Origin of the sequence: Streptomyces sp. NPDC006552 (assembly GCF_040611655.1) — a bacterium.
Lineage (GTDB): Bacteria > Actinomycetota > Actinomycetes > Streptomycetales > Streptomycetaceae > Streptomyces.
Genome location: NZ_JBEXOS010000001.1, coordinates 131,031 through 143,267, shown reverse-complemented (window position 1 = coordinate 143,267; position 12,237 = coordinate 131,031). Strand labels below are relative to the sequence as shown.

The window sequence follows — 12,237 nt, the reverse complement described above, 5'->3', positions numbered from 1 at the left end:
GGTCAGACGCCGACCGGCTCGCCGGCGGCGACGGCGATCTCCGACTCGGCGACGACGCCCGCGACGCGGCGCAGCTTCTTCATCGGGCCGAGCTCGGACTCGTAGACCTTCTTGACGCCGTCACCGAGGGAGGCCTCGATGGTGCGGATGTCGCGCACGAGGCGGGTGAGGCCCTGCGGCTCCACGGAGGCGGCCTGGTCGGAGCCCCACATGGCGCGGTCGAGGGTGATGTGGCGCTCGACGAAGGTGGCGCCGAGGGCGACGGCGGCCAGCGTCGTCTGGAGGCCGGTCTCGTGGCCGGAGTAGCCGATGGGCACGTTCGGGTACTCGGCCTGGAGGGTGTTGATGACGCGGAGGTTGAGCTCCTCGGCCTGCGCCGGGTACGTCGACGTGGCGTGGCACATCAGGATGTTGTCCGAGCCGAGGACCTCGACCGCGTGGCGGATCTGCTTCGGCGTCGACATGCCGGTGGAGAGGATCACCGTGCGGCCGGTGGCGCGCAGGGCGCGCAGCAGCTCGTCGTCGGTCAGGGAGGCGGAGGCCACCTTGTGGGCGGGGACGTCGAACTTCTCCAGGAAGGCGACGGCCTCGGTGTCCCACGGGGAGGCGAACCAGTCGATGCCGCGCTTCTTGCAGTGCTCGTCGATCTGGCGGTACTCGTCCTCGCCGAACTCGACGCGGTGGCGGTAGTCGATGTACGTCATGCGACCCCAGGGGGTGTCGCGCTCGATGTCCCACTGGTCGCGCGGGGTGCAGATCTCCGGGGTGCGCTTCTGGAACTTCACCGCGTCGCAGCCGGCCTCGGCGGCGACGTCGATCAGCTTGAACGCGTTCTCCAGGTCGCCGTTGTGGTTGATGCCGATCTCGCCGGTGATGTAGACGGGGTGGCCGGGGCCGGCGGTGCGCGAACCGAAGGTGCGGAGGCGGGAGTTGGGAGCAGACATGAGAGGTGCGTTCCTTACTTGGTTTCGAGGGAGTCGAGAGAAGGACCGAGGATCCAGCTGGCGATCTCTCGGATCGCGCCGTCGCCACCGGGGGCGGTGGTGACCGCGCGTGCGGCGCCGCGGACGACGTCGTGGGCGCTCGCGACCGCCACGGGCCAGCCGACGAGGCCGAAGCACGGGAGGTCGTTGACGTCGTTGCCGGCGTAGAGCACGCGCTCCGGCGCGATGCCCTGCTCCTCGCACCACTGCTTCAGTGCGAGGTCCTTGCGGTCGATGCCGTGCAGGACCGGGATCTTGAGTTTCCGGGCCCGGGCGGCGACCACCGGGTTCACTTCCGTGGACAGGATCAGCAGCTTCAGGCCACTCCTGCGGAGGGCCGCGATGCCGAGGCCGTCACCGCGGTGCACGGTGACGAACTCCCGTCCGTCGGAGTCGATCAGCACCCGGTCGTCGGTCTGGGTGCCGTCGAAGTCGAGGACGACCGCGTCGATGTCCTCCCTGGTGGGGAGGGGGTGCTGGTCGAAGAGGGGGGCCAGCGCGCGGGCGCGGGCCAGGTCGTGCGGGTCGTCGATCTCCAGGACCCGGGCGGGGTCGGTGCGCACGAGGTCGGTGCGGCCGAAGAAGCGGTGCTCGCTGCGGCGGAAGCCGGCGGCCTCCATCGCGTAGACGGCGCCGGTCTCCAGCAGGTCCTGGGGGCGGTCCTGGCGGCGCGGCCGGAAGGACTTGTCGTGGTTGACGCCGTAGCCGCCGCTGGTGGCGGGCGCCTCGGTGACGAGGGTGCCGGTGCCGCCGAGCGCGGCGGCCCGTTCGGTGGCGAGGGCGCCGGGCTCCTCGATCGTGTCCCAGCCGTCGCGCCAGACGAAGCCGTGGAAGGGGGCGACGGTCAGCGCGCTGTCCGCGCCGTCCTCGACGATCGCCCGGACCACACCGTCGATGTCGTCGTGGGCGAGGAAGGGGCTGGTGCACTGGACGAGCAGCACCACGTCCACGGCCGCGCCGTGCAGCGCCTCGTGGGCGTCCATGGCGTGCAGGACGGCCGCCTCCGAGGTGGCCTTGTCGCCGGCGATGGCGGGCGGCCGGGTGACGACCTCGGCGCCGGCCTGCCGCGCCGCCGCCGCGATCTCCGCGTCGTCGGTGGAGACCACGACGTCGGTGACCTGCCGGGTGGCGAGGCACTCGCGCACGGCCCGGACCACCAGGGGCACGCCGCCGACCGGGGCGAGGTTCTTGGCGGGTACGCCCTTGGAGCCGCCACGGGCGGGGATCACGGCGAGGACGCGGCGGACCGGGGGCGCCTGGCCCGCTTCCGGGTCGGTCATCTGGGGCTCTCTTTCGGGGGGTCGGGAGTTCCTCGGGGGCCGGGTCACAACTCGCCCATCCGCCGGATGACCGGGGCGACGCGCTGGACGCCGTGCCGGTAGGCGCCGCGGGCGGCCCGGCGGACGATCTGCCGGACGGGGCCCGGGTCCTTGTCGGCGGCGGGCGCGCCGGGCAGCGGGCTGCCGTCGGGCGCCAGGTGGTGGCGGGCGAGGACGCGCGGCAGATAGCCGGGCGCGGTGGTGCGGCTGTAGTACGGGGTCAGCGGCGGCCGGTCGGCCGCCAGGAGCGCGGTGACCCTGGCGCGCGCCCCGTCGAAGGCGCGTTCGTACGAGCCGTCGGCGGCGACGCCCTGCCGGGCGACCCAGGCCGGGTCCGGCTCGGGCAGCGTGCCGGCGTCGAGCTGGTCCCAGGAGACGAGGCAGCCGGAGCCGGTGAAGTGGTGGTTGCCGAGCACCTCGCGCACCCCGAGGTCGGTCAGGAGCGCGGTGGGGACGCGCCGGTGCAGCGCTTCGAGGGCGGCCGTCGAACTGACGGTGACCAACAGGTCCGTGCGGTCCAGGACCTCGCCCATGTTCCCGTAGACGAGGCGGAAGTTGGGCGGCGGTTCGAGGCGCTGGACGAGCTTCTGGTACGGCACTTCCTCGATGTGCGTGGTGTGTTCGCCGGGCTTGCTGCGCAGCTTGAGCAGCACCTCGCGGTCCGGGTGCTGCCGGGCGTGCCGCACCAGGCGCTCCAGCAGGTAGAGCCGGTCGGCCGGGGTGTCCGGCACGGACGGCTGCGCGGCGAAGACCACCGTGTACGGGTCGTGCGGGGCGGCCGGGTCGTAGGCGGCGCCGCCGAGGAAGGGCAGCGCGCACTCGGTGACCGATCCGGCGTCCGCGCCGACGCCTGCGTACACGGCGCGGAAACGTTCCGCGTCGTAGCGGGAGTTGGCGAGGACGACGTCCGCGCCGTGCCGCAGCAGCAGGCCGTCGGTGAGCTTCTCGTAGACGACGCCGACGTAGCCGGTGACCACGACGGGCCGCCTGGCCACGCCGCGCCAGGCGTGGGCGAGCCCGTGCAGGACGGCCTGGACGGCGCCGCCCACGAGGGCGAGGACGACCACGTCGTACGCGGCGGGGTCGCGCTCCATCTCCCGCAGGAACTCCACCGCGGTGACCTCGCGCAGCCGGTCGGCGCGGACGCCGACCTCGGTCAGCTGGCGGGGGGTCGGGGTGGCCCGGCCCCGCAGCAGGAAGCCGTCCGGGGCGGGGCCGGCGGTGGCCCGGTCGGAGGTGAGGCGGCCCGCGGTGAGGGCGCCCCATTTCCACCGGGTGTCGGAGTCTGCGAGCACGGCGATCCGCTGTTGCTCGGGAGTACTTACTGGCACGACGACGAAGTTAGGAAGCCATTTCGAGCCGCGGCCCAACCCGAGTGCAACAAACGGTTAACAGCACACCGACGAACGGCGAATCGGGCCCGGAAAGGGCGACGGGAGGGGCCGGTTCACGGTCCCGCCACACGTCGTTCACCTGGCATCAAGTTGCCGGTCAAGACGAATGCCGGGCCGCCGCCTAACGTCACGGTCGTGGTCAAGCTCTCCGTCATCGTGCCGTTCTACAACGTGCAGCAATACGCGCCCGACACCTTGCGAAGTCTGCGTGCCAACGCGCGCGACGACTTCGAATTCATTCTCGTCGACGACTGCTCCAAGGACGAGACACCGGACATTCTCGCGCGCGCCGAGCGCGAGCTGCCCGGCGCGGTCGTCGTGCGACACGAACAGAACGGGGGACTCGCCACCGCCCGCAACACCGGCCTGGACGCGGCGCGCGGCCAATACCTGACGTTCCTCGACGGCGACGACTGGCTCGCGCCGGGTCACTACCCCCGCCTGCTCTCCGCCATCGAGGCCCTGGGCTGCGACTTCGTCCGTACGGACCATGTCCAGTGCACGGCGCGGGCCCGCACCGTGCACCGGGTGCCGCACGGCAGGCGCGGCGTCGTCCTCGACCCGCGGGAGGCGATCCTGCCCGCGGACCGCTCGACCTCCGTCGACTACGCGTACGCGTGGGCCGGCATGTACCACCGGCGCCTCGCCGACGCTGGGCTGCTGCACTTCACCGACGGGCTGCGCACCGCGGAGGACCGGCCGTGGATCTGGCGGCTGCACCGCGAGGCGAAATCCTTCGCCGTCGTGAGCCAGCTCGGCATTTTCTACCGGCGCGGCGTCGCGTCGTCGCTCACCCAGATCGGCGACGTGCGCCAGCTCGATTTCATTCGCGCATTCGACCAGGTCGTACGGGAAACGGCAGCGGACAAGGACGCGGACCGGCTGCTGCCGAAAGCCGTGCGCACGTACTGCGCCATCATCTCCCACCATCTGGGCTCCATCGAGAGGTTCGAACCGCAAGTGGCGCGCACATTGAAATCCCTCAGCGCGGCGGCGCTCAAGCGCATGCCGCAGCGGGTGCTCGACGAGGCGCTCGACTCGATGGACGTCGAGCGCGCCACGCGGCTGCGCCGGCTGCGCCGCCGCCCGGTCAGCGCGGAGGCCGCGGCATGACCCAGCGCACGACTCGCATCCTGCTGTCGTCCACCCTGTACGGCACCGCGACGCTCGCGGCGGCGCTGGACGCCGGCCGGTTCGCCCCGGCGGACCGCACGATCCTGCTGGTCGCCAACAACGCGGCGACGCCCGAGACCACCCCGGCCCTCGACGAGATGCCCGGCTTCGAGCGGCTGCGCGACCGCTTCGACGCGGTCCTGTCCTGGAACGAGGCGATCGCCCCGTTCCACCCTGGCGGCTGGTCGCCGCGCGCCGACGATCTCCCGCTGTGGGAGCGGCACCTGCGGCTGCTGTGGGAGCTGGGCGACGACGCGGTCGAGCTGGCCGTGGAGTCCATCCAGGTCAATCCGGCGACGGCCGTCGCGCAGATCTTCACGGGCGCGCCCGTCGACGTGTACGCGGACGGCCTGATGAGCTACGGGCCGACCCGCAACAAGCTCGATCCCCTGGTCGGCACACGGGTGCGCCGCCTGCTCCACCTCGATCTCGTCCCGGGTCTCAAGCCGCTGCTGCTCACGGAGTTCGGCGTCGAGCCCGAGATCGTACCGACGGAGGTCTTCCTCAAGGTCCTCGCCGAACTGGGCGAGAGCGCGGACGCGTTGCCGCCGGTCGCGGACGGGCCGGCGCTGCTGCTCGGCCAGTACCTCTCCGCGCTCGGCATCCTCACCCCCGAGGAGGAGGAGGAGCTGCACGTGCGGATGGCGCGCGGCGCGGCCGAGCTGGGCCACCGCCACCTGGTGTTCAAGCCGCACCCCACGGCTCCGGCCCGCTGGTCGCGGACCCTGGAGAAGGAGGCGGAGCGGCTCGGCGTCGAGCTGACCGTCCTGGACACCCCGGTCCTCGCCGAGGTGATCTACCAGCGGATGCGCCCGGCGCTCGTCGTCGGCTGCTTCTCCACGGCGCTGCTCACCGCGTCGGCGCTGTACGGGCTCCCGGTGGCCCGGGCCGGCACGTCCACGCTCCTGGACCGCCTCGCGCCGTACCAGAACAGCAACCGGGTCCCGGTGACGATCGTCGACGCGCTGCTGCCCGGTCTTTCGGACCGGACCGCCGTCGAGGCCCAGGAGGCACCGCTGTCCGTCGCCGAACTGACGGAGCTGCTGCGGGCGGTGGGCTTCGCGATGCAGTCGAAGATCTACCCGCAGCTGCGGCCCGCCGCCGAGCGCTACCTGGCGACCCGGCTCGACGCGCACACCTGGCGCTACTTCAAGCGCCGCCGCCTGACCTCCCTCGCCCTTCCCGGCGCGGTCCCGGCCCAGCTCGCGTTCATCCCGCGCAACGCGGTGGTGCGCAAGGTCGCCAGACGCGCCCGATCCTTCAAGCGAGCCGCACTCGGATGAGCGTCATAGAACCCACCGCACTCGCCACGCCCGCGGCCGGCCCGCAGGCCGCCGGGCCCGCGCGCGCCAAGCGCGTCCTGCCGCGGCTGTACGCCCTGGACGGCCTGCGGCTGATCGCCGCGCTCATGGTGGCGGCGTACCACTACGGCGGCCGCGACGGCGAGGTCTCGCATGCCTGGGGGACCTCGCCGCGCACCCAGTTCCCGTCCCTGCACGGCTGGTTCGCCTACGGCTGCCTCGGGGTGCAGATCTTCTTCGTCATCAGCGGGTTCGTGATCTGCATGAGCGGCTGGGGCCGCCCGCTGCGCTCCTTCTTCGCCTCCCGCGCCTCCCGCCTGCTGCCGTCCTACTGGGTGGCGATCGTGCTGGTCACGGCGGTCTTCTCAGTGCCGGTCGTGGTCTACAAGGCGGTCTCGCCGAGCGACGCCCTGGTCAACCTGACCATGCTCCAGCAGCCGTTGGGCGCGGACCGGGTGCTCGGTGTGTGCTGGACGCTCTGGGCGGAGCTGCGCTTCTACGCGCTGTTCGCCCTGTGCGTCGTCCTGCCGGGCGCGACCCGCCACCGCGTCGTGCTGTTCTGCGCGGTGTGGACGCTGGCGGCGGCGCTCGCGCAGGCCGGCGGCGAGCCACTGCTCACCGTCGTGCTGATGCCCGAGTACGCGCCGTTCTTCATCGGCGGCATCGGCCTCTACCTGGTCCACCGCGACCGGCGCGACGTGACGGCCTGGGGCATCGTCGCGGTGAGCTACCTGATCGGGCAGCACTACGCCGTCGACCAGCTGTGGCACGCGCCGAACCCGGACTTCTTCTCGTACCGCACCTCGTTCGGGATCATGGCGGTCATCACGCTCGGCTTCGCCGCGGTGACCGTGATCGCACTCGGCTGGACGTCCTGGGCCAACTGGCGGTGGCTCTCGGTCGCGGGCGCCCTCACCTACCCGTTCTACCTGGTCCACGAGCACCTGGGCTGGGTGTCGATCGAGATCCTGCACCGGCGTGCGGGGCTGCCCTCATGGGCCACGTTCGCGGCGACGATCGGCGTGATGCTGACGCTGGCGTGGCTGCTGAACCGTTACGTCGAGACGTGGGCGACGCCCCTGCTGCGCCGGGCGCTGAACCGGGCGCCCACCGCTCAGCACACTCCGTAACGCGCTTCGATCCCGGCCACGATCAGCCGCAGCCCCTCCTCGAACCGCTCGTCGTACGCCGCGAACAGCTGTCCGCCCGCGGCGGCGGCGAGCGGGTACTCGGCGAGCAGCTCGGCGCGCTCGTCCACGTCGTAGCCCGGGCGCCGCTCGGTGGGCAGCGGCCGCACGCCCTGCTCCTCGGTGACGAAACCGAGCGTGTACATGTACGCCGTCGAGCTGGCCCAGGTGGCCTGCTCGGGGGTGAATCCGGCCGCGACGAGGAAGCGCAGGGTCGCCTCCATCTCGCGACCGTGGTCGGTCCCGGTGAACCGTGAGCCGCTGAAGACCTTCGCGCCGTCGCGGTAGCGCAGCAGCGTGTCGCGCAGCTGCCCATTGCCGCGCACCAGCCGCTCCTGCCAGCTGCCGGAGGGCTCGTACCCGACCTGCCGGCCGGTCTCCGTCATGCGCCGGAACATCACCGTCGCCATCTCGTCGAGCAGCGCCTGCTTGTTCTTGAAGTGCCAGTACAGGGCGGGGGCCTGCACGTCGAGCTGCTTGGCGATGGCGCGCAGTGTCAGGCCCTCCAGGCCCACGTCGTTCAGCAGGTCCAGGGCGGTGTCGGCCACGTGGGCCTTGTCGAGCTTGGGCCGCTTGGGTTGCGCGTGCTCGTCGAGCTCGGGCCGTTTCGGTCGCGCGTGCTCTTTCGGGTTCGTCTGCTCAGCCACGCTTGACACTTTATCGCCGTTAAGGGGATGCTCGACCCATCGCACTTAACAGCGTTAAGGAGAGGTGATGGCGATGCGTACTGCCGGAACGGAGACGGCGACGACGGATGTCCTGATCGTGGGCGCGGGCCCGACCGGCCTGGTCCTCGCCCTCGACCTGGCGCGCCGCGGGGTGCGGGCGCTGTTGGTGGAGCGGGCCCGGTCCCTCTTCCCCGGCTCGCGCGGCAAGGGCCTCCAGCCGCGCACCCAGGAGGTGCTGTACGACCTCGGCGTGCTGGACGCGATCCGCGCGGCGGGCACCCCGTACCCGACGATGCTGCTCTGGGAGGGCGGCGAGCCGGGCCAGGAGTGGGACATGCTCAAGCGCACCGAGCCGACGGAGCAGGTCCCGTTCCCGGACGCCTGGCTGATACCGCAGGCCCGCACGCAGGAGGTGCTGTACGCACGGCTGCGGGAGCTGGGCGGCGAGGTCCGCTTCGGCGCCTGTCTGAGCGGCGTGGAGCAGGACGCCGCGGGGGCGACGGCGACGTTCGAGGACGGTTCGTCCGTGCGCGCCGGTTATGTGGTGGCCGCGGACGGCGGCCGCTCCACCGTGCGCCGGGCGCTCGGCATCGCGATGGCGGGCGAGACCGTCGACGCCAAGCCGATGCTGGTGGCGGACGTGCGGATCACGCGGGCCGCGCCCGTCCCGGACACGCACTGGCACATGTGGCCGAAGGCACCCGGGGGCGGTGTGGCGTTCTGCCCCCTGCCGTCCGACACGGGCCGCCTCTTCCAGCTGGCCGCGCAGTACACGGACGAGACGGCGGTCCCCGACACCTCACCGGCCGGCGTGGCCAAGCTCCTCGCGTCTCGGACACCGCTCGGGCAGGAGCACATCGCCGAGGTGGTCTGGGCCTCGGACTTCCGGGCGCGCGCGGCGCTGGCGGACCGCTTCCGCGCGGGCCGGGTCTTCCTGGCGGGGGACGCGGCGCACGTCCACTCCCCCGCGGGCGGGCAGGGTCTGAACACGAGCGTGCAGGACGCGTACAACCTGTCGTGGAAGCTGGCCGCCGTCCTGTCCGGCGCCCCCGAGCGGCTCCTGGACACCTACGAGGAGGAGCGGATGCCGGTCGCGGCGGACATCCTCGGCATCAGCACCCGCATCCACCGCGCCGGCGCGGGCGGCAGGCCGGTGCGACGCGGCGAAGAGGTGCAGCAACTGGGCATCGGCTACCGCGCGTCGGCGCTGACCCGCGAGACCCGTACGGGCCTGGCCGAGAATGCGCTGCGGGCCGGCGACCGCGCCCCGGACGGACACCGCGGCGGCCTCCGCCTCTTCGACACCTTCCGGGGCCCGCACTGGACCCTGCTGTCCGTCGGCGCCGGACCCGACCCCGCGCTCCCCGAGCGGGACTTCATCCGGCCGGCACACATCCCGGCGTACGAGGCGTACGGCACCGGCGTGTTCCTGATCCGGCCGGACGGATACGTGGCGTGGGCCGGGGAGACGGGGCGCGGGGTGGGGGCGTATCTGGCGGAGATGGGGTGGGGGGAGGCGGTGGGAGTGGGGGCGGGGCGCTGAAGGCTGCGGGCAGCTGGCGGGCGGCGATGACGCTCCCGTACCCGAGAGGGAGGCGGCAGAGATTTCGGGTGCCCACACCTGACGCGGGAGGACCCCGCCCACCTGCCACGGGGGGCCGGGGATCACGCGGTTCGAGAGGAGTGGAGACATCCGGCTGGGCCCGTTACACGCTGGCCAGCGACAGCTTCACCGCGAATCCCAGGAAGAGCACCCCGGCGGCCGAGGTCGCCCCGGCCGACAACCGCTTGCGGCGGCGGAAGGCGGCGGACAGCCGGGTGCCGCTGAAGATCAGGGCGGTCAGGTAGAGCACGCTCGCGAGCTGGGCGAAGGCGCCGAGCACCACGAAGGAGAGGGCGGGGTAGGCGTAGGAGCGGTCGACGAACTGCACGAAGAAGGCGATGAAGAAGAGGATCGCCTTGGGGTTGAGGAGGCTGATCACCAGCGCCCGGCGGAAGGGCCGCTCCTGCGGCGTGGGCGCCTCGGAGAGGCCGGCCTGCGCGGCGGCGATCCGCTCGCGCCGGGTCCGCCACATCGACCACGCGGCCCGCAGCATGCCCACCGCGAGCCAGGTCAGATAGCCGGCGCCGGCGTACTTCACGATCCCGAAGAGCACGGCGTTGGCCTGCAACAGGGAGGCGACGCCCGCGGCGGACAGCGTCATCAGGACGGTGTCGCCGCACCAGACGCCGGCCGCGGCCTTGTAGCCCGTGCGTACACCGCGACGGGCGGCGACGGAGAGCACGTACAGCGAGTTCGGCCCCGGCAGGAGGACGATGAGGACGGTACCCGCGAGATAGGTCGGAAGATCGATGACACCCAGCATGAGCGGAGTGTCGCACAGCCGGCCGGCACTCCGCCCGGGGTTTCAGTTGCCGGAAGATCGCTGGTCAGCGGGGCGATCGCAGGCACGGCCACACTCGCGTGGCGCCCCGCCGGTCAGAAGGCGTCGGAGGGCACGTAGGTGCCCCACACCTCGCGCAGGGCGTTGCTGACCTCCCCGACTGTGGCGCGGGCGCGCAGGGCGTCCTTCATCGGGTAGAGGACATTGTCGTCGCCCTCGGCCGCCTTCTTCAGGGCGTCCAGCGCGGCGTCGACCGCGGCCTGGTCGCGCTCGGCGCGCAGCGTCGCGAGGCGCTGGGCCTGCTGGGCCTCGATGGCGGGGTCGACGCGCAGCGGCTCGTAGGGCTCCTCGGCGTCGAGGCGGTAGCGGTTGACGCCGACGACGACGCGTTCGCCCGCGTCGGTCTCCTGGGCGATGCGGTAGGCGGAGCGTTCGATCTCGGCTTTCTGGAAGCCGTGCTCGATGGCGGCGACCGCGCCGCCCAGCTCCTCGACCCGGGCCATCAGGGCGAGGGCGGCGGCCTCCACGTCGTCGGTCATCTTCTCCACGACGTAGGACCCGGCGAACGGGTCGACGGTGGCCGTCACGTCCGTCTCGTAGGCCAGCACCTGCTGGGTGCGCAGGGCGAGGCGGGCGGACTTGTCGGTGGGCAGGGCGATGGCCTCGTCGAAGGAGTTGGTGTGCAGCGACTGGGTGCCGCCGAGGACGGCGGCGAGGCCCTGCACGGCGACCCGGACGAGGTTCACCTCGGGCTGCTGCGCCGTCAGCTGGACCCCGGCGGTCTGGGTGTGGAAGCGCAGCATCTGCGACTTGGGGTCGCGCGCGCCGAACTCCTCGCGCATCACCCGCGCCCAGATCCGCCGGGCCGCGCGGAACTTGGCGACCTCCTCCAGGATCGTGGTGCGCGAGACGAAGAAGAACGACAGGCGCGGCGCGAAGTCGTCCACGTCCATGCCGGCGGCGACCGCGGTGCGCACGTACTCGATGCCGTCGGCGAGGGTGAAGGCGATCTCCTGCGCGGGCGAGGCACCGGCCTCCGCCATGTGGTAGCCGGAGATGGAGATGGTGTTCCACTTCGGGATCTCGGCCCGGCAGTACTTGAAGATGTCGGCGATCAGGCGCAGCGACGGCTTGGGCGGGAAGATGTAGGTGCCCCGGGCGATGTACTCCTTGAGCACGTCGTTCTGGACGGTGCCGGTCAACCGGTCGGCGGGGATGCCCTGTTCCTCGGCCACGAGCTGGTACATGAGGAGCAGCAGGGCGGCCGGCGCGTTGATCGTCATGGACGTGGAGACCTTGTCCAGCGGGATGCCGTCGAACAGCACCCGCATGTCCTCGACCGAGTCGATCGCCACGCCGACCTTGCCCACCTCGCCGGAGGCGATCGGGGCGTCGGAGTCGTGGCCCATCTGGGTCGGCAGGTCGAAGGCGACCGACAGGCCCGCCGTGCCGTTGGCGATCAGCTGCCGGTAGCGGGCGTTGGACTCGGTGGCCGTCCCGAACCCGGCGTACTGCCGCATCGTCCACGGCCGCCCCGTGTACATCGTCGGGTAGACGCCCCGTGTGTAGGGGTACGCGCCCGGCTCGCCCAGCTGCCGCCCCGGGTCCCAGCCCTCCAGGGCCGAGGGGCCGTACACCGGCTCGATGGGCAGTCCCGACTCGGATTCGCGCGCCATGGTTGTGCCTCCAGCGATCTGCCGACCGACCGTGTGTCTGTGGTGTGTCCGTGGTACTCCCGACGGTAACCGTCGCCTCTCGTGGCGGACTGTAGCGGCGGGCGTGCGGCGGTGGACGGCCCCGCTCCGATGTCCCGCTCACGCGCTTCGGG

The 12,237-nt window shown here is 72.2% G+C and carries 10 protein-coding genes; 4 read left to right on the top strand and 6 right to left on the bottom strand.

Going from position 1 to position 12,237, the window contains the following annotated elements; all coding sequences use genetic code 11:
- Positions 1–2: 2 nt before the first annotated feature.
- The 3 genes from ABZY33_RS00580 to ABZY33_RS00570 are packed head-to-tail and all read right to left on the bottom strand — an operon-like array spanning position 3 to position 3,633.
- The gene (locus ABZY33_RS00580) at positions 3–944 is read right to left on the bottom strand and encodes an N-acetylneuraminate synthase family protein (RefSeq protein WP_356489209.1); all 942 of its coding nucleotides are present in this window, start codon (positions 942–944) and stop codon (positions 3–5) included.
- A 14-nt stretch (positions 945–958) separates the two neighbouring features.
- Positions 959–2,263, bottom strand: coding sequence for an N-acylneuraminate cytidylyltransferase (locus ABZY33_RS00575; protein ID WP_356489208.1), 1,305 nt, complete (start codon positions 2,261–2,263; stop codon positions 959–961).
- Between the two features lie 44 nt (positions 2,264–2,307).
- On the bottom strand, positions 2,308–3,633 hold the full coding sequence (locus ABZY33_RS00570) for a DUF6716 putative glycosyltransferase (RefSeq protein ID WP_356489207.1): 1,326 nt from the start codon (positions 3,631–3,633) through the stop codon (positions 2,308–2,310).
- A 198-nt stretch (positions 3,634–3,831) separates the two neighbouring features.
- Between ABZY33_RS00570 and ABZY33_RS00565 the strand changes: the two genes are divergently transcribed.
- The 3 genes from ABZY33_RS00565 to ABZY33_RS00555 are packed head-to-tail and all read left to right on the top strand — an operon-like array spanning position 3,832 to position 7,300.
- Positions 3,832–4,809, top strand: coding sequence for a glycosyltransferase family 2 protein (locus tag ABZY33_RS00565; RefSeq protein ID WP_356489206.1), 978 nt, complete (start codon positions 3,832–3,834; stop codon positions 4,807–4,809).
- Complete coding sequence (locus ABZY33_RS00560) at positions 4,806–6,152, top strand: polysialyltransferase family glycosyltransferase (protein WP_356489205.1); 1,347 nt, start codon at positions 4,806–4,808, stop codon at positions 6,150–6,152. Before ABZY33_RS00565 ends, ABZY33_RS00560 begins: the two co-directional genes overlap by 4 nt.
- On the top strand, positions 6,149–7,300 hold the full coding sequence (locus ABZY33_RS00555; protein WP_356489204.1) for an acyltransferase: 1,152 nt from the start codon (positions 6,149–6,151) through the stop codon (positions 7,298–7,300). The genes ABZY33_RS00560 and ABZY33_RS00555 overlap by 4 nt, the downstream gene beginning before the upstream one ends.
- Here ABZY33_RS00555 and ABZY33_RS00550 read toward each other — a convergent pair.
- Positions 7,285–7,905, bottom strand: a complete 621-nt coding sequence (locus tag ABZY33_RS00550; RefSeq protein ID WP_356489342.1) for a TetR/AcrR family transcriptional regulator C-terminal domain-containing protein — start codon at positions 7,903–7,905, stop codon at positions 7,285–7,287. The two genes, ABZY33_RS00555 and ABZY33_RS00550, sit on opposite strands and share 16 nt — an antisense overlap.
- A gap of 166 nt (positions 7,906–8,071) precedes the next feature.
- Here ABZY33_RS00550 and ABZY33_RS00545 point away from each other — a divergent pair, with 166 nt between their 5' ends.
- Positions 8,072–9,568 (top strand): FAD-dependent monooxygenase, encoded by a 1,497-nt coding sequence (locus tag ABZY33_RS00545; protein WP_356489203.1) that lies wholly within the window; start codon positions 8,072–8,074, stop codon positions 9,566–9,568.
- Positions 9,569–9,731: 163 nt separating this feature from the next.
- Here ABZY33_RS00545 and leuE read toward each other — a convergent pair whose 3' ends face one another.
- Entirely contained in the window at positions 9,732–10,391 is a 660-nt protein-coding gene (gene leuE, locus ABZY33_RS00540; protein WP_356489202.1) for a leucine efflux protein LeuE, read from the bottom strand.
- Positions 10,392–10,504: 113 nt separating this feature from the next.
- A complete protein-coding gene (locus tag ABZY33_RS00535; RefSeq protein ID WP_356489201.1) occupies positions 10,505–12,085 on the bottom strand; it encodes a methylmalonyl-CoA mutase family protein in 1,581 nt (526 codons plus the stop codon).
- Between the last annotated feature and the right edge of the window lie 152 nt (positions 12,086–12,237).